Here is a 22,067-nt window from a genome sequence, read left to right on the forward strand (position 1 = left end):
TGTGTCACCGGTGTCAACTTCGGCCAATGCCACCGTTGGAGGTTACGGTTAACCTATGACGAATCCAGCTCAGTGGGAACCGGCATTATCTGCGTCACGCGCGAAGGAATATCAGCGGTGTCCTCTGCAATATCGCCTCCACGTCGTTGACGGCATAAAGGAGCCTCCTACACGTGCCACAGCACTTGGCACAATGGTGCACGCCGCTTTAGAACATCTCTACGCCCTCCCACCCGAGCAGCGCACACCTGAGGCTACCCGGCGGCTGCTTGACGAGGCGTGGGCGGAGCTTTGCGAAAAAGATCCCCAGGTACGCGCGCTCTTTGCACCGTCATCCCACGACGACACTGAGCATCTGCAGGAAGCATACGAACTCATCAACTCCTATTTTGGTGTGGAAAATCCGCAGCGTCTCGCGCCATCGGCCTGCGAGCAGCTCACTGAAGCAACAACCCCTGGTGGGGTGCGACTACGTGGCATTATTGACCGCGTAGACCGTGCACCCTCGGGCGCTATCCGTGTGGTGGACTATAAAACAGGTAAGGCGCCCTCTCCCCGCTACATTGAGGATGCGCTGTATCAGATGCGTTTTTACGCGCTCCTCATGCTGTTAAAGGGTGAGCTGCCCGCCCGGCTCCAATTGCTGTACATGCGCTCCCAGCAAGTCCTCACCCTTGATCCGAAAGTTGAAGATATCGAGTCTTTTGGGCTCGGTGTTGAGCGTCTATGGGAACAGATTGAATCCGATGCCAGTCGAGGATATTTTGCACCGAGACGCAATCCACTCTGTCAGTGGTGCGGCGTGCAAGCATCGTGTCCCGTATTTGGTGGCACAATACCCCCGCTCCCCGAAAATGGTATTGCCCGCCTACTTCGTACCCGCGTCGCGCTTTAGGCGGTAGCCACTGTTGATGTGGCATCAATGACGCCGCTCAGCAGTAAAACCGCCAGGACCGCCGCCAATGCCAGGCGATACCACACAAAGAGCGCGTAGGACTTGGTGGACACCAACTTTAAAAACCAAATGATGACAATCCAGCCGACTGCGAAACACACCAACGTCGCCAAAATTGTTGGCCCTACGGGAACCGATTCACCGCCAGTGATGACTTTAGAGAGTTTATACAGGCCCGATGCGAAGACAGCTGGGAGGGCAAGGAGAAATGAGTATCGTGCGGCAGCCTCACGCGTATATCCAAGGGCACGCCCCATGGTGATCGTGCCACCTGAACGGGATACGCCGGGCACAAGTGCCATCGCCTGAGCGATGCCATAAGCAATGGCGTCGCGCCACGACAGGGTCGCCAAGGTTTTTTCTTTGGGGGCGAAGCGGTCGGCTGTACCAAGTAGTATGGCGAAAAAAGCGAGCATAAAGACGGTGACCCACAGGTTTCTGAAAGTCGTGTCAATCCAGTCTTCCAAAAGGAGCCCAAGGATGGCGATTGGCATGGAGCCAACGATGATCATCCATCCCATCCGCACGTCCGGGTCCGATTGCGACACGTCGCGCACCTTTTTGCCGAGAGGTAAAGCGGCAAACCATTTGGACAAGATCCGCACGATGTCTTTCCAAAAGACGATAAGTACTGCCGCTTCTGTCCCAATTTGAATGATGGCGGTAAAGCCTGCACCGGGATCTTGCATACCTGTCAGTTCCCCGACGATCCGCAGATGGGCAGATGACGATATGGGAAGAAATTCGGTGAGGCCTTGTACCAAGCCCATAATGAGTGCGTCGAGCCATGTCATAGTGCCCACTTTAGAGCCTCCAGTGGCACATGCCGTACACATGATCATGCGCGTACCCTGGTAACCATGGACATTCGCCGTTGTGGTACTTCTGGACTTCAGGTTTCTGCTCTAGGCCTCGGCACGCTCACGTGGGGTCGCGATACGCCGCCACACGAAGCTGTCGATATGGCTCGCATCTTCGTCGATGCTGGCGGGTCGCTTGTGGAATGTGCTCCCTGGTACGGCGACGGGCTTGCAGTGGACGTCATGGCTGAAACGCTTGCGAACGTTGGCCGTCATCATGTGCAGATTGCATGGCGAGGCGGCATGCGCCGACTGCCTGGGGACGTCGCGATGCCCAGTGCTGCCCGCGGTGCCCTACTCTATGCCCTTGATGAGGCGTTATCGCGTATGGGCACCGACTATGTTGATGTTTGTCTCGCAGTGCCAGATCAGACAGCACCAGTGGAGGAAACACTAGGCGCCTTGGAGTACATACTTTCTACTGGTCGTGCCCACTATGTAGGTTTGGATGGTTATTCATTGTGGGATACTGCACTGGCCGTAGGTGCTGCATCGCGCGGTCACATCCCAACGATCAGCGTGGTTGAGGCAGATTTTTCTTTGGCAACCACCCAGCGGATGAGTTCCTATGTCGACAAGGTACAGGGCGCCGGGGTTGGTGTTTTTGCCCGATCTCCGCTGGCTGCGGGGGTAATGACTGGCAAGTATCGGCACAGTACTCCCCCGGATTCGCGTGCTGCCTCAGAGCATCTTCAGCACACAGTGGCTCCATACCTTACCGCCAGCAGCACAATCGTTGAGGCCCTCGCTAAAGCAGCGCATGGTCTTGATCGGACGATGGCCGATGTCGCCCTCGCCTGGGTGCGTGACTACCCGGGCGTGACTTCGGCAATTATTGGACCGAGAACGCTACGCCAGGCGGAGCAGTTACTTGAGTTAGACGCTCCCCTGCCTGAGCCAATACGTGATGCGCTGACGGAGGTAAGCCTTAGTCCGTATCAATGACGACGACGTCAAGGTCATCGTCGTCAAAGTCGTCCTCATCAATGTCGTCGTCGTCATCCACGTACATATCGAAAGGCAGCTCAACTTCGAACTGTGTGAAGAGTTCATCGTCGTAGGTGAAAAAGGCATCACGTAACCTACGCTCAGCTGCCTCAAGGACCGACTCGTTAACGTCGGCGCGGCGCGCCACCTCAAGGTGGTACTCGAATGCTCCGATAAGCGTGTCTAGGGCCTGGCGTGGATCTGTGCTCATAGTCACCAGCCTACATTGCTTTGACCTGTTTTACGGCAGGTTGAGCTGAGCACGTATCACAGAAACCATGAGATCTGTGCCCTTAATTTCAGCAGTCTGGTCGGCTCCGAGGATCCGGGTATTACCGTCGGCGTCGAGAAGTTGGGATGCGCCCATCGTGGGGCCAAGCGGGAGGATGACCCATTCTTTGGTGGGGCGATACACCGTGTCTGCGGTTCCACCTTCGAGTTGGGCGGCGATATTTGCGATGACCACACGTGCTTGTTGGCGTGCAGCGTCTGCACGTTTTGATTCACGTACATCCGTAATGTCGCCGACAGCATAGATCCGGTCATAGCCGTTGACCTGCAGATTCGGAGCGACGGTGATGGTGCCATCTGGATGCAAGGCGGACTCGTATTCTGTACCTGCCAGGTAACCTGTATTGGCTCGTGCGCCGTGGCATTGGAACCACAGATCTGCTTCGATAGTGTCGCCTGCGGTTGTTTCTACGGTGAAGTGGCCCAGTTCTCCGACGTTGAATGGTGGCAGGTATGCGAGTTCTGAACCTGTGATCACGCGCACACCCAATTCGGCAAGTTGCGCGGAGATCTCTTCACGTAGTCGTGGCGAATAGCCGGGGGTGGACAGAATATCGGCGTCTTTTTCTACGATGGTGATGTCAAGTTCAGGGAAGGTGTGGGCGAGTTCACCAGTGAGCTCGATACCGACCGTGCCACCACCCACGAGGAGGACCGAACGTGCTGCCGCAAGGTTGTGATGGAGCTGTTCGAGGCGCGCCTTAGCAACGACCGCTTTGGAGGAGGAATATTTCGCTGGGAATGGGTAGGTGGAGCCGGACGCGAGAACCACATAATCGGCTTCAATGGGATCTTGGCCGTAGATGTGAACGGTCTGTCCTTCCACACGCGACACGGTACCTTGTATGAATCGGCCATTGGTCAGCAAGTTGCTGTAAGGCATGAAAATTGAGTGCTCCCATACCTCGTCAACGGCGGCGCGAAGGGCTGCAGCATGGTGAACGAATTGGTCTTTTTGTTCCACCAGTATGACCTCTGCCAGTGGGTCAAGTCCCTTGGCAACGGTTACCCCTCCGTAACCTCCACCGATAACAACGATGCGGGCCATGTGGTCCTCCTTATGTCAGTCGCTGACCTTATGGTCTCATTCTTCGCGATATCGCGCCAAGAGTGAGCATATTCATGAACCATACTTGACGAAGGTCACTGACCAGCGATGGTTGTCACTGGTCGAGGCACCCTGTCCGTCACGCTCATTGCTTACCTATGTCAGCATAGGATGATGCGCATTCTGGCCAAGCGCACGGGAAACGTCCCATCAGTGAGAGTCGTCTAAACCTAATGCACGACGCACATTTGGGGGGAAGAAATTGGGGCCTTTCAGTACTTTGCCGTCTTCACGCAGGCGGACGGTACCGTCTGGCATCAATTTCGACAGATTGGAAGCCTGGACCTCGGCGAGCACGGCGTCAAGGTTGATGCCGCATTCAAGTGCCATCCCGTAAATGACATAAATCATATCCGCCAGCGCATCTGCTGCCTCGACGACGTCACCACTGCCACTCTTGACGTCTCGCGATTTCACCAGCGATTCCTCGATGACGCCACGAGCAGCGTTCCCGTAGACGGCTCCAATAAGTTCAGCGAACTCTTCTGCAATCAGAGCAATACGCATGTCGATGCGATCAATGTCGAGGGTGGGTGCTGCGCCGTCAGCCAGGCGATTCGGCATGGAGTAAGTTGCGTGGAATTGCTCCACGAGGTCGCCGGGCTTTGCCGGGTCTACGGTGAGTCCCGCGGGATAAGGGGACGGGGTTTGTGTCATCGCGTTGTCCTCTACTGACGGTGCACGTGTTCCCACGCATTTGTGATGATATTGACCATTGCTGTGTATGTTTGCATACCTTGAACCAGTAGTTGATGTTCAATGAGCATGGTTGGTACAGCATTCATGCCCATATGTGCGGCCAGCTGGTATTCCGACCAAACGTCATCGCCACGCTGAGGATCCATTAATGCCGCCACCACATCGTGAGCATCAATGCCAATATCTTGGGCACAGCCCACGATGACATCGGGGTGTGAGATATCGAGTGCCATTTCGCATCGTGCCCGCATCAGCGCTTCGGTGAGTTTTAAGGTTGTTGAGTCAGGCCCGCGCGTCGTGTCGTTGGCCCAGTCAATGCTGCGCGCCTCAATGATTGCCCTGAATGCACGTGCACTTGGGGCAAGGATCATTTGATCCAAGTCGAACACTACCCCTTCGGCTTGCCCAAGTTTAATGAGTCGGTCTCGGATCTCTAGAGCTGCGTGCGGTTCAAGGTCATCAGTTTCGATGAGCCGCTGGAGCCAGGGCATATCGTGGGTGCTGTCTTGGTCTGGTTCAAGGAAGAAAGGGCGAATCGTGACGGTTATCTCCATCGCGTGAGGGGATGCTCCAAGTGCTCGCCTCAGATGCCTCAGAGTGAGGTAGGACCATGGACAGCCCAGGTCAATCCATATTTCAACCAGCATCCGTTATCTCATTTCCCCTCACAATTTGCAGTAGGCGCAACCCTCACGCACTTAGTCCACCACTTTATCCGTTGACTCAACGGAGGTCATCTTGTGCCGATGCACACGATGAGTCAGATGTCGATGAGGATACCTGAGTGTTAGCGACGAAAAGTGGTGAAATGGTCGTGGCATACGTGTCTGTCAACACAACCGTATTTCACCGCGAATAGTGCAACTTTCAGCTCACAGAGCGATGCGAAGTAACGCCGATTTGGCATTACTGCCCACAGTCGTGCTAAAGTCATTCCGCCCGAGGGTTGGAAGTCATTCCACATACCTCGTTCCATCCGCGCGGGTGGCGGAATAGGCAGACGCGCTAGCTTGAGGTGCTAGTCCTCGTATTAGAGGGTGGGGGTTCAAGTCCCCCTCCGCGCACAGTGCGATTCCCCGGCTCGTTGAGCCGGGGAATCCTTTTACCTGTTGGTCGTGAGCGAAGTGGCCAGTGGGGCCACAGGACAAAATCCGGGGAGTATAGGACAAAACGTGTTGGTTTCATCCTATTCACCCATAACTCCCAATCCAGCTGTGCCGATCCAACGGGTGCGCTCACGTGGCACCCGCACCGCGACGGCACACCTGTCACACGCGGGTGCCAGCGTCATTGGCAGATGGATATTCCAGGTTTGCAAAGAAGGATGCCAGACAGCTAATAATCTGCTCATTGGCGCCCGACAGTACCATTTCGCGGACCAGCTTTTGATGAATCTCCATCGCCTCTATGGCTTTAGCGAGACCCGCTCGGCTCAGGCGCGCAGTAAAGCCTCGAGCATCGTGTGGACTCAGTTCATGTTCGATCAGCTTTCGGTCAGCCAGCTGGCTCACCAAATAGGAGACGCGCGAAGGAGAATACGAGATTGCTGTGGCAATCTGCCCCATGCGTAAGGTGTGATTCGGGGCATCCCACAGTGCCATAAGGACGTGATAGTCAGCCAGCGTCAAGCTCAACTGTTGCTTCAGGCGGTCCGCAAAGGCTGTTTGAATGGCGGTCATCGTTCGAAAAAAGGCACGCCACGCAACCGCTTGTTCGTTGGTTGCTGCATCAGGGAGGTATTCTTCGCTGAAGTTCGTCATAGCATCTTCCTTTCAGCCCTTTTCAACATAATAGTTGCGTCCATCACGTTTTGTGCGTTTTTCTACAATTTTCTTGCAGTTTGGACATAATGTAATTTTTTGCTACGTATGCAATCAGTATTTATCACTTTTCCCTTCTCTCCCCTCCTTTACTTCCACGCATATTCCGCCGCATAAGCATTGGCCACACAGCTAGAATGAGCAGCATGGCACGCCCTTCCCAGTGGACCTGTGTACTTTTCGACATTGATGGCACCCTCGTTGACTCAGCAGATGTGGTCGTAGATGTTTTCGTCCAGACTTTGGCGCATTATGGCCGCACGATCCCGCCACGCTCAGATCTCCGTCAACATGTTGGCCCACCCCTGTGGGAATCAATGAAAGATCTGGGATTTGACGCCGCCACCATTGAAGATGCCATCGACTACTATCGTCGTCACTATAGTGAGCGTTTCCTTGAGCCACCGCTTTTCCCAGGCATCGCCTCGCTCCTGCGAAGGCTCCACGCGGCAGGCATCCCCCTCGCTACCGCCACGTCAAAGCAAGAAACCCTTGCCGTTGAGCAGATGAATTATCTTGGACTCACCCCCTATTTCACCGCAATTGCTGGCGCCGTAGCGGACCCTGGTTCCACGAAAGAAACCGTCATACGTGATGCCTTAGCCCGTCTGGAACGTCAGGGTGTAGATACGGGAGCACCACTACTTATTGGTGACCGTTGCTTCGATATCGAAGGTGGGCACGCAGCCGGTATCGCTGTAGCAGGTGTGCAATGGGGCTACGCCCAGCCAGGCGAACTCGACCAGGCTGTTGCCATCTTCGACACCCCAGATTCTGTAGAAGCGTATCTGCTCGATATCCGCCAAAGCACGCCATAGCCTCGGCAATTATTTAGCGAAAATCCCGCGAGCGCGTATCGACAGGTAAACGATACCCGCTCAGGTGATGTGCTTTGACGCTATAGGAATCCTCATCGCGTTCGATGCGTCCACGTATATGCACGCATTGTGTTGTCAACCCAACGCGTCGGTATCGTCTCCACATATTGGCGCTGCATGTAACGTTCACAAGGCCACTTTCATCTTCAATGGATAAAAATGTCAGACCCGCCGCGGTCGGAGGGCTTTGTCGGTGCGTGATCACGCCGACAACACTGACCATTTCACCAGCGGGCAGTGTCTTCAGTTGTGCGATGGTGAGGATATGCGGCGGCAGATGTGGACGCAATAAAGTGATGGGATGCGCTCGGGTACTCAACCCCATCACACGGTGTTCAATGACAACAGCATCTGATTCCTCAAGGTCAGGTAAGGGTGGCGCTTGCGCGCTCACCTCTATGCCGGGGATATACGGCTGGTATTCCTCGTGTTGCACTGGGATATTTGGCGATGCCAGTGGTCCGCTGGCCCAGATACCTTCACGTAGCCCCATATTGAGACTGGCGAGCGCTCCTGCCTGTGCCAGCAACGCGAGTTCTTTTTCATTGAGACAGGCACGGCGAGCCAGGTCTGCAGGACTTGTAAAAGGTGCCTCCTCGCGGGCTGCGACGATACGTTGTGCGCCTTTCCCAAGGCCTTTAATGTTGTCCAGGCCGAGGCGTATTTCCCGCTGTGGGTTCACATCAAGCGACACAATGGTGCGTTCAGTTTCCTTTTCGACGGGGAGCGCGTAGGCATTATCAGATACGCGCACATGTGCTGTGATGTGCGAGTAGGACACGTCCGGCCCTTCTACGGCTACACCGTGCCTGCGCGCGTCGTGCACAAGGGATGATGGCGAATAAAAGCCCATGGGTTGATGTGCCAGGATGGCCGCGTAGAAATATTCGGGGTAGCGGATTTTTAGCCAAGCGGAGGCATAGACAATATGCGCGAAAGAAAAGGCGTGTGATTCGGGGAAACCGAAGTCCGCAAATGCGCATAATTTGTCGTAGATCTGTGTGGCCGTAGACTCGTCGATCCCCTGAGCAGCCATACCGCTCATCAGCAAAGGGCGGAGTTTTTCCATACGTTCGGGTGAACGTTTTGACCCCATCGCACGACGTAATTCGTCGGCCTGCGTGGGCGTAAATCCTGCTACATCGACAGCAATTTGCATTAGTTGCTCTTGGAAAAGGGGAACACCCAGGGTCTTTTCTAAAGCATTTTCTAAAAGAGGATGAAGGTAGGTGACCTTTTCTTTTCCTTGGCGGCGTCTCAGATAGGGGTTCACTGATCCGCCTTGTATAGGTCCGGGGCGTATCAGTGCTACTTCGACAACAATGTCGTAGAAACACCGGGGTTTAAGGCGTGGAAGGGTATTCATTTGCGCCCGGGATTCCACTTGAAAGACCCCCACCGTATCCGCAGCACACAGGAGGTCATAGACAGCAGGGTCTTCCTGGGGCAGATTATGCAATCCCAATACTTGCCCATCAGGTGCAGCAATACCTGCGGCACGAAGACTACTAAATGCGGTGTTAAGCGCTGCGAGCATACCTAAACCGAGAAGATCAAATTTCACCAGGCCTGCGTCTGCACAGTCGTCTTTATCCCATTGCAGAACACTTCGGTTTTTTGTGCTCCCCCAGTTCAGTGGACATACGTCAGCCACAGGTGTGCGTGTAAGAACCATACCTCCGGGGTGTATGCCCATGTGTCGGGGAAGTTTTCGCAAGGATGAGGCGATACTGGTCACCATTGGTGGGATCTCGTCGCTGTGATCACGCAGGCCTTTGCTCCATTGGGTGGCAAGCTGTGCCGAGTACCCTAGGGCTCGAGCTGCGTCACGTATCGCAGATTTTGGGCGGTAGCTGATGACGTTGGCAACTTGGGCAGCGTGTTGGCGCCCGTAGTGTGCATAAACGTGTTGGATCACTTCTTCACGTCTATCTGATTGGATATCAAGGTCAATATCAGGCGGTCCTGAGCGCCCTTGAGACAGAAAACGTTCAAAAAGAAGTCGGTGCGCGACGGCGTCAACTGCGGTGATGCCCAGGGCATAGCAGACAGCGGAGTTAGCTGCTGATCCCCGTCCTTGGCATAGGATGCCCCGTTCGAGGCAAAAGTCAACGATTTCCTTCACGATGAGGAAATATCCTGAAAAATCCAAGGCAGTAATGATTGCGAGTTCATGGTCGATAATCTGCCACGCCTGTGGGTTACTTTCCCGCGCGCCGTAGATACGCTCGGCAGCTTCGATGGTGAGCTTTTTTAGCCACGTGTCGCTGCTATGTCCTTCTGGGACATGTGGGTGAGGAAGGCCGGGCGGATCTTGTGCGAGGTCGTAGGCAGCGTGGCGTGCGATGTCAGCCGCGGTTGAGACGGCCTCGGGGTGTCGGTGGTGGATACGGAGCATTTCGTCGCCGCTGCGCAGGAAAGCAGCCATTGCTGGAAGATGATGTTGAATATCGTGTAATCCACTGCGAAAGCGTGTCGCGGTCAAAACATCGCTAAGAGCTTGACTCTGCTCGGTAGCACAGCGCGCACCCGTGGTGGCCACCAATGGCAGACGGTATTTATGTGCCATTTCAGCCAGGCTATCGGCTAGCTGAGTCGGCTCGTGAGGGCCAAGTGTGCTTTCAACAGCAAGGTGGTCACGCCCGAAGAGCTTCACCATATGTCCTAAGAGACGGTCAGCCTGCACGTGTCCACCACTGGCCAGGGCGCGTCGTAGCGGGCCGCGAGCGCTGCCGGTGAGGATCATCCAGTCGTGGGCATCTTGGGCCAGCGTTTCGAGGCGATGGCGGGGTTTTTCTCCTTGTGGGTGCGACAGGGTGTGGGCGCTCATCACCCGGCATAGGTGTTGTCGCCCCTGTGGTGACAGGGTGAGGATGGGCAGGCGTATCCCCGGATCTTCGGCTCCACGTTTTAAACCCCAGCCGTATTGTTGGGGGTCTGCTTTGAGAATACGAGCGAAACTGGAGGCTTCAAGGCTTAATTCACTACCGTGCACGATTGGCATACCGGCGTCACGTCCTGCACTTTGGGTTTGTATAGCCGAGTACATGCCGTCGACGTCAAGTACTGCAAGGGCTTCAAGCCGTAGTGCGCAGGCGGCGTCAACAAGTTGCGCTGGGGTATTTGCTCCGTCAAGGAAGGTATAAACCGAGTGAGCATGGAGTTCTGCGTATCGCACAAAGCCATCATATAGAACATATGTTCCATCTTCCCTTAATGACAAAAACTCTCATTAAATAAACATATTGCAATATGTTTATATCTATGGTGGAATAACCATATGAGTACACGTGAAGGAACCGAGGCCGTTGCCAAATTATTTAAAGCCCTTGGCAATGAAACGCGCCTGACAATTCTTTGCGCACTCGATGGTCGCGATCTTACTGTCACGCAAATCAGCGACATGACAGGAATATCTCAACCACTTGCGTCTCAGCACCTGCGCGCACTGCGCGAGGTCCACCTCGTGACAGGCACACGCAGCGGCAAGGAAGTCGTATATTCCCTTGCCGACCATCACGTCGCCCACGTCGTGGGAGATGCTTACACCCATGTCATCGAAGGAGAACACCATGTCTGATATTCACGCTGAACACACCCTCGAAGAGCATACGCACGGCGAAGGCTGCGGGCATGAAGCCGTCGCTCACGGCGACCACATTGACTATGTACACGGTACACATCACCACGCACTCCACGGCGATCACTATGACGAACACGGTGAGGTTGCCGAACATACCCGCGCTGAACATGAACACGGTGAAGGCTGCGGGCATGAAGCCGTTGCACATGATGATCACGTGGATTATCTCCACGATGGCCACCGCCACGCTGTCCACGGTGAACACTACGACGAACACTGATCCGCATAGGGTAAGGCCCGCCCCATGTGCCGGGGCGGGCCTTACCCTATGTCTCTGATACGTACCTACCGTGTCCGTCGCTGCCGGAGGAGCACTGCTCCTCCACCAACAAGCGCCACAAGAAGAGCGAGCGGCACGACGCTCGCAATATCAGCGCCGGTCTTTGCCAGCGAGCACTCTTTCCCCGTTGGGGTACGTCCCACAACTTCACTCACCATCGGCAAGCCGTTGGGGCCCTTTTCCCCTGTTGGTGTCAGACGCCCAGCTGCACCACCAGAACCTTTGAGATCCTCGCCCGTAGGTGTCACCTTCATTGAGATTGTCATTGTGTAGGTACCAGCCTCAGTAAAGACCCAGTTGTAGTGCGCATGGGTATTTGCGGGAAGTACATAGGATGAACCCACCCCGTTGAACACCTTCTCCCCTACACCCGAGCCAAGACTGCCTGAGGCAAATACGGCGACTTTTCCTGGTCCAGTCATCGCATCGAGCGTGAAGGTTACGCCACCGCGGGTGCCATTGACAATCTCTTCACGCTGAGAGTTCATCCCCAGCCACGGTACACCGGCGATCTGAGTAGCAGGAATCATCCACACCTGGGATCCGGTGGGCGCAATGAAGGACAAGGCTTCGGGAGCGCTCAGTTTCGCAGCGTCACCAAGAGCAAAGGTTAAACTGCTTGGGTCCACCCATGATGCAGGCTGGCGACGATCGTCTTTCACACGCGCAACCAGAGTGCCATTGTCAATTGCTGGACCAAGATCGAAGTGTCCATCAGTAGCATTGCCTGCACCTTGACCTACGTTGAATGTCAGCGTGGTCGTCGCCGTATTTGCGCCAGCACTGCCGGTAAGGCCTTTTGCTTCCTCAGCCGTGGCTTCGCGCGTGATCGTTGTCGGCAAACAGATTTCTGTACCATTTCGCTGCCCTGCCACACCACTAGTGGGCGCTGTCGGGCTTGCGCCACCAGCAGAGCTCGGTGTGTTCGCCCCGCCGGAATGGTCAATGGTCATATGCGCATTCGGTGCAGTATTTGCCGGAAGCACTTCGATTGAGGCCGACAGTTCTGGGTGCCCTTGGACCTTAATGTGATGAGTCCCCAAAGGGAAGTTAGCAGGGACCTGCCACCGTGTGCGAGCATTGCCGTCAGCATCAGCCGTTATGCCCGGAAGTGTCACAACGTCTGAATGGACTTCAAAGACTACCTGCGATGCTGGTGTTAGGTTTTTCGCTTCAATGTCGATGCTATTTCCGCGTTCAACGGTACGGGCAGCAACTGCCACGGTTGGGCATTGCACCTTCCCCACGTCAATGGTGTACGTCACCGGCTCACTGTGAACCTGTGTGGCGCCATCAGATGAGCTTGCAGTGGCACGCACTGTCAGGGTGTAGCGGCCAGCATGGGAAAAAGCCCAGTTGACGTGTGTGTGCGCAGGGAAGCTCTGTACAATTTGCGACCCTTGTGGGTTCAGTGTGTACCCACCGTCCGCCAGACGGGATTCAAAGCCTGTGAATGCCCCCGCGAGCCACATTGAGATGCGTCCATCCTTTGGTCCGGTATAGCTGACATCGAAGGTAGTCTTCTCCAAGCCGGCGCTGCGCGCTTCCATCGTGTCCCACCCTGGCCAGACGAGGCCTCGGACATTGTCTTGTGCTTGAGGCAGGAAATATGCCTGCGTAGGCACGCCCTGGGGAAGAACTGCGGCATCAAGCGTCTGCCACGCAGACTCTTTCACACGCAACAACACAGCGGAAGGATCCCGTACCACACGTTGGCCCGTGACATCCTCGGTCACTTTGAGGCTGATTGACTTATCTGCACCTGCTTTCAGGGTAAAAAGGTCAACATGGCCGCTATCAAGTACCGTGTCAACGCCTGCGGGCACACATGACTTCCCGCTTGGAACACCGTCCGCGGCCCCATTATTTGTTCCAGGCGTGGACGTATGTGGGGGAACAATGGGAAGGGTGAGATCAGGCGTACCACCGGGAGGGGTACTGTTGTCGGCACCTCCAGGCGGGGTATTGTTATCCGCATCTCCTGGCGTTTCACCGTTATTACTTCCTCCGTCAATCCCCGCAAGCCCGTGTTGCGCAAGATACCCTGGACAGTGTTTCTCAATAGAAGCATTGCCAACGGCAAAGTAGGTGTCGAAGAACCGGTAAGCGCGACCAAAACCTGATTCCTTGGTGTAATTCGGTGTAAACCCATACGAAATGGAATACAGGCCTGGTTGATTGAAACTCATGGCAACGTGCCGGTGACTTGCCTGAGTAAATGGAATACGCAGATCATAATTTGCGCTATCTAAAAGGATTTTCGCTGGCGAGATAGTGCCGCCATCCCAGTGGATAATCCGCCCAGGTCCTTCATGGTTTTGCAGGGAAACGCGCACACCCGCAGGCGAAATCTTTGTGTAATCTACGTCAGCAGTGTTGAAACCTAACCATGGTAGGCGCTTGTCTTGAACCTCTGGCAGGGTCCAGATACGTGCGCCGTCGCGCCCAAGTGCTGCCAGTGCTTGACGGTTACCAGAGGTATCCAGCAGCGTCGATGCAGCATCGGGAACGGGAACAATCACACTGTAGGAGGTGCGATCCACGGCAGGCGTCACACTATCATCGCGAAGAACAACACCAACTTTTCCTGCCGAGTCGGTTGAGGCTCGGTAGTCGTAGTGTCCGGGAGCGGCGCAGACGTAGCTTCCGACTTGAGGGGCCTGTGCTTCTTCTTCAACCTCTTCCTCACCTGAAGGCAGTGGGATGCTCGGTGTGTTATTTGGACGATCCTCGTCAGCTGGCACACTAATCGTTGCCGAAGGGGTCGTTCCGGCGTCAAGGCCAAGGTTTTCGTCGTGACCAACCAGCCACAACACCTCGTAGATATCAGAGGTCAGCGGCGCCCCCTCTACTGTTGTCGCCTTGGCCCGCCACTTGGTGACATAGCGTCCTTGGGCACTAAAAGACCAGTTAATGTGCCCATGCCCCCCTGGAACCATTCCGGTGACGCGCTTAGTGGCTGATGCCGAGTTAAAGTCTTCAGCCACAAAATCTCCACCTGAGCGCCACACGATCATGTCGCCAGGCCCTTCAACACCCACCAATTCGAGTTGAAGTGAATCTTTGTCCAGGTGTTCAGGCATAAACCCTGCACCGTATCCGGCCCACACAGGTCGCCATCCTTGGAAGAACTGAGCTGGCGCATTCCACAGGATGCGGCCCGGCTGCCCCAGGAAGGCAAAACGTTTGCCCTCAGGGACTTTGAAACGAGAAACTTCATTTCCTTCCTCGTCAGCATCAGGCCCCAGGCGCACTGCTACGCGGTCAGCAGGACGGAGTGTTTTGCCGTCAATGACACCAATTTTGAGCTGCTGCGTCTCTTTGTCCCAGTAGACATGTGTGGCGTCAACGTGTGTGCGGAAGAGCATTTCACGTCCACTCACTGGATCCACCGGGTGTTTCTCTGGACCAACAAGCTGTGCGGTATCACCAGTAAATGGGCCGGTTTGCCCGGGGGTGCCATCCTCTTGCTGGGCCGGCACCTGAGGGCGATTCGGTGCAGCATCACCCTCACCCTCTTCCTCACTGGCGTCTTCGTCGTCGCCCCAGTTGTCATCATCGTCGCTATCGGGTACCGATGGAGTGCCAGGAGTGTCAGCATCGGGCGCTGCAGGGCCGTCACCGTTCAATAGATGCAGTCCAGCGGTATTTGCGCTCCCCTCCCCCACGTGGATTGTGTAGGTTTTGAGGCTTCGGCTAGAAAAAATACTATTTTCTGAGTCTTTTGCCAGGGCAGATACTTCGAAGGTATAGGTGCCCGCTCTCGTAAATACCCAGGTAGTATCCTGCGCTCTCAAGTCACTGATATCAATACGTGAAGCTGCTGACAGATCCAGTGTGCCAGCCTCTGTCACCGCCGTCGCGCGCCCTTGGCCATCGCGCGTGAAGACAAGAACTCTTGCTCCTTGGGGACCTTTACCTTCGATTTTGATATGGGCACCCGTGTAGCGATTTTTAGCCAGGGCCGAAAGATCCCACCCCAATTCGATGGCCTTTGGGTCTTCCTTGTGGGCACCTGCCGCCACAACATATCCGTCAACTGGTGGTGTTAGACCCGGCACCGACATACGTGTCGATGCCGATACCTCTATCAGGGTTTTTTCGGGCTCGTAGCGTTGTCCGTCAACACTTAAGGCCAATGAAGAGGCACCCTCAGGGGTGGCATCGAGATCGAAAATATTGATCTTGCCACTCTTGAGCACTGTTGGCCAGGCATCTTGCGCATAGGCCGTTGGCCCGGCAAAGATGCAGGCCGTGGCGGTTAGCAGCGCAGCAGTGAGGAAAGCTACTAGGCGCATGGGGGCGAAGCACGTGCGACGTCGCGGTGCGGGTAACATGAAAGACCCTTCTAGCTAATGGGAATCATTTTCATGTCATAGTATGACACTTTCCGGGTATCCCTCTCAAGTCCATATATCACCGCAGGCAGCAAGGACACCCCCACACAATGTGCCCAGCCCCACGCCCATAAACCCCCTCTTGGCGACGATACGGACGACAAAGAAGGCACAATAAATAACTGAACAACTGTCAACGTGAGGATCCCAGTGCCTAGCTCTGCCACACCTATCACCCACAAGAGTCAAGAACCGAAGGCATATGACGTCATCGCCGTCATCTTCGTCGCATTCTTACTCATCTCGAATATCGCAGCCACGAAAATCATTGCCTTCGACTGGCAATTCATTCACCTGGTCTTCGACGGAGGCGCACTGCTATTCCCACTGACCTATATCCTTGGCGATGTGCTGGCCGAAGTGTATGGATTTGCGCGAGCCAAACGCGTCGTCATACTGGGTTTTGCCACCTCAATACTGGCCTCCCTTGCTTTCTGGCTGGTCCAAATTGCACCTGTTGGACCTGGCTATGACAATCAAAACGCCTTCGAAGCCGTTCTCGGCTTCGTCCCACGTATCGTGATTGCCTCAGTCGTCGGCTACCTCATTGGCCAGCTCGTCAACGCCTTTGTCCTGGTTCGTATACGCAACCGATGGGGCGCCAAGCACCTATGGGCAAGGCTTGTCGGCTCGACACTTGTCGGTGAAGCCGTTGATACCGCGCTTTTTTGCACGATCGCCTTTGCGGGCATCATTCCCGGAAACGACTTTATTAACTACCTCATCACCGGCTACATCTATAAGGTGGCTGTCGAGATCATTCTTCTTCCCATCACCTACCGAGTGATCGCAACCGTGCGCACAATCGAAGGATGCGCCCCAAACGAAGTGGTGGCCTCGTGAATTCCCATTGGCTCAGCGCCCCCCTAGGAGTGGAACAAAGCGGTAACACGTTCCCGCAATCGGATAAAGATCGCGGATTCGACATCACGCAACGTCTCAGCGCTGGCCCAGGACTGGGCCGCACCGGCATACTCCATACAGCCCACGGCACCATACGCACCCCTGCGTTTATTCCGGTAGGCACCAAGGCAACCGTTAAAGCGGTGCTACCCGAGATGATCCGCGCGGTCGGCGCGCAGGCAGTACTTGCCAATGCCTATCACCTGTACCTTCAGCCCGGCGCAGAACTCATTGACGAGGCGGGGGGGCTTGGTGCTTTCATGAACTGGGGCGGACCAACGTACACCGACTCGGGCGGTTTCCAGGTGCTCTCGCTCGGTTCAGGTTTTAAGAAAGTGCTATCTCAGGAGTTTTCCGGTTCGGCAAATATAGACGACCCGCGCGTCCACGCGCAGGCGGTGAAGGCCTCACGTGCAGTAGTTGATGATAACTCCGTGACATTTAGAAGCCACATTGACGGCGCAAAACACCGTTTCACCCCTGAGGTGTCAATGCGGATTCAGCACCACCTTGGGTCAGATATTATGTTCGCCTTTGACGAACTCACCTCATTGCTCCACCCCTACCACTACCAAGTCGAATCCTTGGAGCGCACACATGCGTGGGCCCACCGCTGCCTAGTTGAGCATCAGCGGCTGACCCAGGAACGCGCTGACAAGCCTTACCAACAGCTATGGGGTGTCATCCAAGGCGCTCAGTTCGAAGATCTTCGGCGCCACGCCGCCCGTACCATGTCGCAGATGGAAGCCAACGGGCAACGTTTTGATGGTTTTGGCCTTGGTGGCGCATTAGAAAAAGAAAACCTTGGTACGATCCTTACCTGGGTATGCCAAGAGCTTGACGACGAGCGTCCTCGGCACCTGTTGGGTATCTCCGAGCCTGACGACTTTTTCCGAGGTGTCGAGGCCGGCGCAGACACCTTCGACTGCGTCAATCCCTCACGCGTTGCACGCAATGCCGCGATCTACACCCCAGACGGCAGATACAACATCACGAACGCCCGTTTCCGTTCTGATTTCACCCCACTGGTGGATGGATGCGGCTGTTACACATGTCAACATTACACACGCGCCTATATCCATCACCTGTTTAAGGCGAAAGAAATCCTATCTTCCACCTTGGCGACCATCCACAATGAGTGGTTTACTGTGCGTCTAGTTGACGCCATCCGCACCTCCATTGACGATGGATGCTACGAGGCATTCAAAGACGAAATGTTGGGACGTTTCACTGCAGGAGGTAAACGATGACCTTTCATGAGGGCGTACGTTCGGACTCTGGGCGCGTCAAAACCTCTCGAGGCGGTCGTGGCGTTGCCGTCGGCGGCGGCTCAATCCTGCTGCTCGTGGCATTATTTGTCGTGTCACAGTACACAGGTATCGACCTAGTCTCGATGTTTTCTGGCACGCAGTCGACTTCGCAGACCTCCAGCGGCGGTGTTGACCTCTCACACTGCACGTCTGGTGCCGCTGCCAATGAGTACACCGAGTGTCGGATGGTGACCACAGCAGATTCCCTTGACGCTGTCTGGCACGAACAGCTTGGAGCCCAAAACGCTGGTGTGGATTATGTGATGCCCGGATTCACGCTTTTCACTAGTGGGGTATCAACCGGATGCGGCTCGGCAACGTCTGCCACTGGCCCGTTTTATTGCCCGGCAGACCAAGGTGTGTATTTAGATCTGTCATTCTTTACCCAGATGGAGCGTGATTTCGGTGCGAAAGATGCACCGTTAGCGCAAGAATATGTCGTCGCACACGAGTGGGGCCATCACATCCAGAACCTGATGGGTACCTTCCAGGTTTATAACGCCCACGAGCAGGGGGAAAGCGGTGAAGGCGTCCGTATGGAATTGCAGGCCGACTGCTACGCTGGCATCTGGATGCATTGGGCATCTCGCACCCTTGATCCCGACACTGGGGTCCCTTTCCTGGTTGAACCCACGTCATCCCAAATATCTGACGCATTAGCCACGGCTGCCGCCATCGGCGACGACCGCATTCAAGAACGTTACCAAGGGACAGCTAACTCTGACACGTGGACGCACGGCTCCGCAGAGCAACGACAGCGCTGGTTGATGCAGGGGCTCAGCACTGGCTCCGTTGCCGCATGCGACACGTTCTCGGCCGCCTCGCTCTAGTGTCTACGAGGCGTACGCTGAGTAAGTCCGCGACGGTAAGCAACCTCTTGGCGCTAAGTAGGCCATAATAGGCCGGTGGCGCCAAGTCACCCTGCGAAAGCGCTCAGACATTAAATCCAATAGCGCGCAGCTGATCACGCCCATCTGGCGTAATGCGGTCAGGTCCCCATGGTGGCATCCAGACCCAATTAATGGCCACATCCGGTGTCATCGTCGCCAGTACCATCTGGGCTTGACGCTCAATGACGTCGGTCAAAGGACATGCAGCTGAAGTTAGCGTCATATTGAGAACAATGGAGTCATCGGCATTGACTGTCACGCCGTAAAGCAGGCCAAGATCGACAATATTGATACCAAGTTCAGGGTCGATCACATCGCGCAGCGCTTCCATAATGTCTTCGCCAGCGAAGGTACCATTTTCAATAAGGTCGGTGCCGTCCACAGTGCGCACCGCCTCGTCATGTTCCACCGGCGCCACTGGAGCGAAACGTTGCTCCACCGGGTCGGATTGCGCCATTGGATTATTCATTGAGTCCTCCACCAGTTGTCTCTGCTCCAGCAATATCGGTTCCAAGTTTGGTCATCACATCTCGCAATGCATACCAACCAAGTAACGCACATTTCACGCGGTTGGGGAATTTCGATGTGCCCTCTAGTGCCGCTGCATCTTCAAGGAGATCAAGCACCGTATCGTCGACGCCCCTACCCCGAGAATGCATCATCGTTTCCATGGCGTGATACAGGACGGCGACCTCTTGAGGGTTCTTCCCTTCGACCATATCGGTCATCATGGACAAGGACGCTTGAGAAATGGAGCAACCATCCCCATCCCACGCCAATGACTCGATACTGCCATCCGCATCCAAGACCACTCCCAACGTCACTTCATCACCACAGGTGGGGTTCACCTGATGCGACGTTGCCGGATAGGCATCAACGCTGCCGCTGCCGTGACGTTGACGCGAATGATCCAAAATCACCTGCTGGTACAGCTGATCGAGACTACTCATCCTTGACCTCCAAAATACGCGCGCACCCGCGCAAGGGACTCAACACACCGATCAATATCATGTGCCGACGTCATCGGCCCAACAGATGCACGCGTCGACGAGCGGACACCAAAGAATGTGTGAAGCGGAATAGCACAGTGGTGCCCAACGCGAACCGCCACGTCGTCAGCGTCAAGGATCTGCCCCACATCATGCGGGTGCACCCCCTCAACGCTAAAGGCCACAACACCAATACGGCTCCGCGTCGATTGTGGGCCAAGGATGCGCACCCCCTCAATGCCACTAACGCCTTCTAAAAGCCTGTGCGTGAGTACGTCTTCATGGGCAGCAATCCGATCCATACCGATCGCAGCAAGGTACTCTAAAGCAGCCGACCACCCGGCGATCTGGGCAACGGGTTGGGACCCCGCCTCGAAACGCTCCGGTGGCGGCATATATTCCGCACCCTCCATCGTTACCCACGCCACCATCGAACCACCGGTAAGGACCGGAGGGAGGAGCTCAAGGAGTTGCCGACGTCCCCATAGCGCACCCGCACCGGTGGGCCCGAGCATCTTATGCGAGGAAAAGACCGCAAAATCAACACCGAGTTGCGCAATATTGATGGGCATATGGGCGCTGGATTGACATGTATCCAGCAAAACGAAGGCACCCACAGCGCGCGCAGCAGCAACAATGTCAGCCACCGGTGAAATAGCACCGGTCACATTTGACACGTGGGTGAAGGCCACAAGTTTCGTCCGCTCATCAATCACATTCAATGTCTGCGGGTCGAGGCGCCCATCAGGAAGAAGGTCAATCCACTCCAACTGTGCGCCTGTACGCGCACATAACTCCTGCCATGGAACAAGATTCGCATGGTGTTCCGCACGCGTGACAACTATGCGGTCACCACGACCCACACTCAACAATTGTGAGTGGGCACCGCCACGGCCCAGCGACGCATGCCCCATCGCAAGCGCAACGAGGTTAATCGCCTCGGTGGCGTTTTTCGTCCACACGATTTCGTCCGGTGCCCCGCCAATGAAGCGGGCCAAGACAGCGCGCCCATCTTCAAAGGCTTGGGTAGCTTCGTCTCCGAGCAGGTGGGTACCACGGTGGACAGCAGCATTTGAACGACTATAGAACGCAGCCTCTGCTTCGATCACGCGCGACGGCTTTTGTGAGGTTGCGGACGCGTCAAGGTAAGCAATCGGCTGACCTCCCCTTCCGCGACGAAGCAGAATGGGGAAGTCAGCGCGGATTGCCTCAAGTTCAGCGTCACTGAAGGCTTGTGCTGCAGTCGTTGCCATAGTGTTACTTCACGGTGAGGTACTCGTCGTAACCGTTTTCTTCAAGTTTGTCGGCCAGCTCTGGGCCACCTTCAGCTGCAACGCGCCCATCAACGAAGACGTGCACGTGGCTGGGCCGAATATAACGCAGGATCCGGGTGTAGTGCGTAATCAGCATGACGCCGCAGCCGGTGTCACCGTGCACGCGATTCACCCCTTCTGAAACGACACGCAGCGCGTCAACATCCAAACCAGAGTCTGTTTCATCCAGGACCGCAAACGACGGTTTAAGCAGTTCCATTTGGAGGATTTCGAGGCGTTTCTTTTCGCCGCCAGAAAAGCCAACGTTAACGTCACGCTCAGCAAAGGTCGGGTCCATGCGGAGGTTATCCATCGCAGCTTTGACGTCCTTAATCCATTGACGAATCGCTGGTGCTTCACCATCAATAGCCGTTTTTGCGGAGCGCAGGAAGTTGGAGACGGATACGCCTGAAACTTCCACGGGGTACTGCATGGCTAGGAAAAGGCCTGCCTTCGCGCGTTCGTCCACACCCATGTCGGTGATGAGCTGGTCGTCGAGCCAGGCTTCACCTGAAGTGATTTCGTAGGCGGGGTGGCCTGCGAGGGCGTAGGCAAGGGTGGATTTTCCTGAGCCGTTTGGGCCCATGATGGCGTGGATTTCACCGGAGTTAATGGTGAGGTTCACGCCTTTGAGGATTTCTTTCGGACCGTCGGCTGTTTCGACGGTGACGTGAAGGTCTTTAATCTTCAAAGTCGACATGTGGTGCCTCCTTGACAGTGGGTTCTGTCAGTTTGTTCGTGCGC

At 55.5% G+C, this 22,067-nt stretch carries 20 protein-coding genes and 1 tRNA gene; 9 read left to right on the forward strand and 12 right to left on the reverse strand.

The features are described 5' to 3' along the window. Window positions 1-55: 55 nt before the first annotated feature. Window positions 56-895 (forward strand): RecB family exonuclease, encoded by an 840-nt coding sequence (locus tag G438_RS0109845; RefSeq protein ID WP_026461170.1) that lies wholly within the window; start codon window positions 56-58, stop codon window positions 893-895. Here G438_RS0109845 and G438_RS0109850 read toward each other — a convergent pair. Further along, on the reverse strand, window positions 892-1,749 hold the full coding sequence (locus G438_RS0109850) for an undecaprenyl-diphosphate phosphatase (RefSeq protein WP_026461171.1): 858 nt from the start codon (window positions 1,747-1,749) through the stop codon (window positions 892-894). The two genes, G438_RS0109845 and G438_RS0109850, sit on opposite strands and share 4 nt — an antisense overlap. Before the next feature lie 66 nt (window positions 1,750-1,815). Here G438_RS0109850 and G438_RS0109855 point away from each other — a divergent pair, with 66 nt between their 5' ends. Next, the gene (locus G438_RS0109855) at window positions 1,816-2,760 is read left to right on the forward strand and encodes an aldo/keto reductase (protein WP_026461172.1); all 945 of its coding nucleotides are present in this window, start codon (window positions 1,816-1,818) and stop codon (window positions 2,758-2,760) included. Here the strand turns inward: G438_RS0109855 and G438_RS0109860 are convergent. From G438_RS0109860 to G438_RS0109875, 4 genes are all read right to left on the reverse strand, one after another. Then, complete coding sequence (locus G438_RS0109860; protein ID WP_026461173.1) at window positions 2,744-3,013, reverse strand: hypothetical protein; 270 nt, start codon at window positions 3,011-3,013, stop codon at window positions 2,744-2,746. The two genes, G438_RS0109855 and G438_RS0109860, sit on opposite strands and share 17 nt — an antisense overlap. A 30-nt stretch (window positions 3,014-3,043) precedes the next feature. Next, window positions 3,044-4,141 carry an FAD-dependent oxidoreductase gene (locus G438_RS0109865; protein WP_026461174.1) on the reverse strand — a complete coding sequence of 366 codons (1,098 nt, stop codon included), beginning with the start codon at window positions 4,139-4,141 and terminating at the stop codon, window positions 3,044-3,046. Window positions 4,142-4,351: 210 nt separating this feature from the next. Then, window positions 4,352-4,858 carry a pyrophosphohydrolase domain-containing protein gene (locus G438_RS0109870; RefSeq protein ID WP_026461175.1) on the reverse strand — a complete coding sequence of 169 codons (507 nt, stop codon included), beginning with the start codon at window positions 4,856-4,858 and terminating at the stop codon, window positions 4,352-4,354. An 11-nt stretch (window positions 4,859-4,869) separates the two neighbouring features. After that, window positions 4,870-5,547 carry a DsbA family oxidoreductase gene (locus G438_RS0109875; protein WP_026461176.1) on the reverse strand — a complete coding sequence of 226 codons (678 nt, stop codon included), beginning with the start codon at window positions 5,545-5,547 and terminating at the stop codon, window positions 4,870-4,872. A 331-nt stretch (window positions 5,548-5,878) separates the two neighbouring features. On the opposite strand from G438_RS0109875, the gene G438_RS0109880 reads away from it, so the two are divergent. Next, window positions 5,879-5,964: transfer RNA gene (locus G438_RS0109880), tRNA-Leu, on the forward strand. Between the two features lie 204 nt (window positions 5,965-6,168). On the opposite strand, the gene G438_RS11740 is transcribed toward G438_RS0109880, so the two are convergent. Further along, a complete protein-coding gene (locus G438_RS11740; RefSeq protein ID WP_051259475.1) occupies window positions 6,169-6,660 on the reverse strand; it encodes a MarR family winged helix-turn-helix transcriptional regulator in 492 nt (163 codons plus the stop codon). A gap of 206 nt (window positions 6,661-6,866) precedes the next feature. On the opposite strand from G438_RS11740, the gene G438_RS11745 reads away from it, so the two are divergent. Beyond that, entirely contained in the window at window positions 6,867-7,538 is a 672-nt protein-coding gene (locus tag G438_RS11745; protein WP_034285806.1) for an HAD hydrolase-like protein, read from the forward strand. A 13-nt stretch (window positions 7,539-7,551) separates the two neighbouring features. Here the strand turns inward: G438_RS11745 and G438_RS0109895 are convergent, their stop codons facing one another. Further along, the gene (locus G438_RS0109895) at window positions 7,552-10,776 is read right to left on the reverse strand and encodes an error-prone DNA polymerase (RefSeq protein WP_026461177.1); all 3,225 of its coding nucleotides are present in this window, start codon (window positions 10,774-10,776) and stop codon (window positions 7,552-7,554) included. A gap of 102 nt (window positions 10,777-10,878) precedes the next feature. Between G438_RS0109895 and G438_RS0109900 the strand changes: the two genes are divergently transcribed. Then, window positions 10,879-11,178, forward strand: a complete 300-nt coding sequence (locus tag G438_RS0109900) for an ArsR/SmtB family transcription factor (RefSeq protein WP_026461178.1) — start codon at window positions 10,879-10,881, stop codon at window positions 11,176-11,178. Beyond that, entirely contained in the window at window positions 11,171-11,461 is a 291-nt protein-coding gene (locus G438_RS0109905) for a hypothetical protein (RefSeq protein WP_026461179.1), read from the forward strand. The genes G438_RS0109900 and G438_RS0109905 overlap by 8 nt, the downstream gene beginning before the upstream one ends. A 65-nt stretch (window positions 11,462-11,526) precedes the next feature. On the opposite strand, the gene G438_RS12120 is transcribed toward G438_RS0109905, so the two are convergent. Continuing rightward, window positions 11,527-15,858, reverse strand: coding sequence for a TIGR03773 family transporter-associated surface protein (locus G438_RS12120; protein WP_051259476.1), 4,332 nt, complete (start codon window positions 15,856-15,858; stop codon window positions 11,527-11,529). A gap of 210 nt (window positions 15,859-16,068) precedes the next feature. On the opposite strand from G438_RS12120, the gene G438_RS0109915 reads away from it, so the two are divergent. The 3 genes from G438_RS0109915 to ypfJ are packed head-to-tail and all read left to right on the forward strand — an operon-like array spanning window position 16,069 to window position 18,961. Then, window positions 16,069-16,761, forward strand: a complete 693-nt coding sequence (locus G438_RS0109915; RefSeq protein ID WP_051259477.1) for a queuosine precursor transporter — start codon at window positions 16,069-16,071, stop codon at window positions 16,759-16,761. Further along, complete coding sequence (gene tgt, locus G438_RS0109920; RefSeq protein WP_026461181.1) at window positions 16,758-18,071, forward strand: tRNA guanosine(34) transglycosylase Tgt; 1,314 nt, start codon at window positions 16,758-16,760, stop codon at window positions 18,069-18,071. The genes G438_RS0109915 and tgt overlap by 4 nt, the downstream gene beginning before the upstream one ends. Next, entirely contained in the window at window positions 18,068-18,961 is an 894-nt protein-coding gene (gene ypfJ / locus G438_RS0109925) for a KPN_02809 family neutral zinc metallopeptidase (protein WP_026461182.1), read from the forward strand. The genes tgt and ypfJ overlap by 4 nt, the downstream gene beginning before the upstream one ends. 103 nt (window positions 18,962-19,064) lie before the next feature. On the opposite strand, the gene G438_RS0109930 is transcribed toward ypfJ, so the two are convergent. The 4 genes from G438_RS0109930 to sufC are packed head-to-tail and all read right to left on the reverse strand — an operon-like array spanning window position 19,065 to window position 22,023. After that, window positions 19,065-19,490 carry a metal-sulfur cluster assembly factor gene (locus G438_RS0109930; protein WP_026461183.1) on the reverse strand — a complete coding sequence of 142 codons (426 nt, stop codon included), beginning with the start codon at window positions 19,488-19,490 and terminating at the stop codon, window positions 19,065-19,067. Continuing rightward, window positions 19,483-19,971 (reverse strand): Fe-S cluster assembly sulfur transfer protein SufU, encoded by a 489-nt coding sequence (gene sufU, locus G438_RS0109935; RefSeq protein ID WP_026461184.1) that lies wholly within the window; start codon window positions 19,969-19,971, stop codon window positions 19,483-19,485. The genes G438_RS0109930 and sufU overlap by 8 nt, the downstream gene beginning before the upstream one ends. Beyond that, complete coding sequence (locus tag G438_RS0109940; RefSeq protein ID WP_026461185.1) at window positions 19,968-21,263, reverse strand: aminotransferase class V-fold PLP-dependent enzyme; 1,296 nt, start codon at window positions 21,261-21,263, stop codon at window positions 19,968-19,970. The genes sufU and G438_RS0109940 overlap by 4 nt, the downstream gene beginning before the upstream one ends. A 4-nt stretch (window positions 21,264-21,267) precedes the next feature. Further along, on the reverse strand, window positions 21,268-22,023 hold the full coding sequence (gene sufC, locus G438_RS0109945) for a Fe-S cluster assembly ATPase SufC (RefSeq protein WP_026461186.1): 756 nt from the start codon (window positions 22,021-22,023) through the stop codon (window positions 21,268-21,270). Window positions 22,024-22,067: the final 44 nt, after the last annotated feature.

The organism is Schaalia suimastitidis DSM 15538 (assembly GCF_000429105.1).
Lineage (GTDB): Bacteria > Actinomycetota > Actinomycetes > Actinomycetales > Actinomycetaceae > Pauljensenia > Pauljensenia suimastitidis.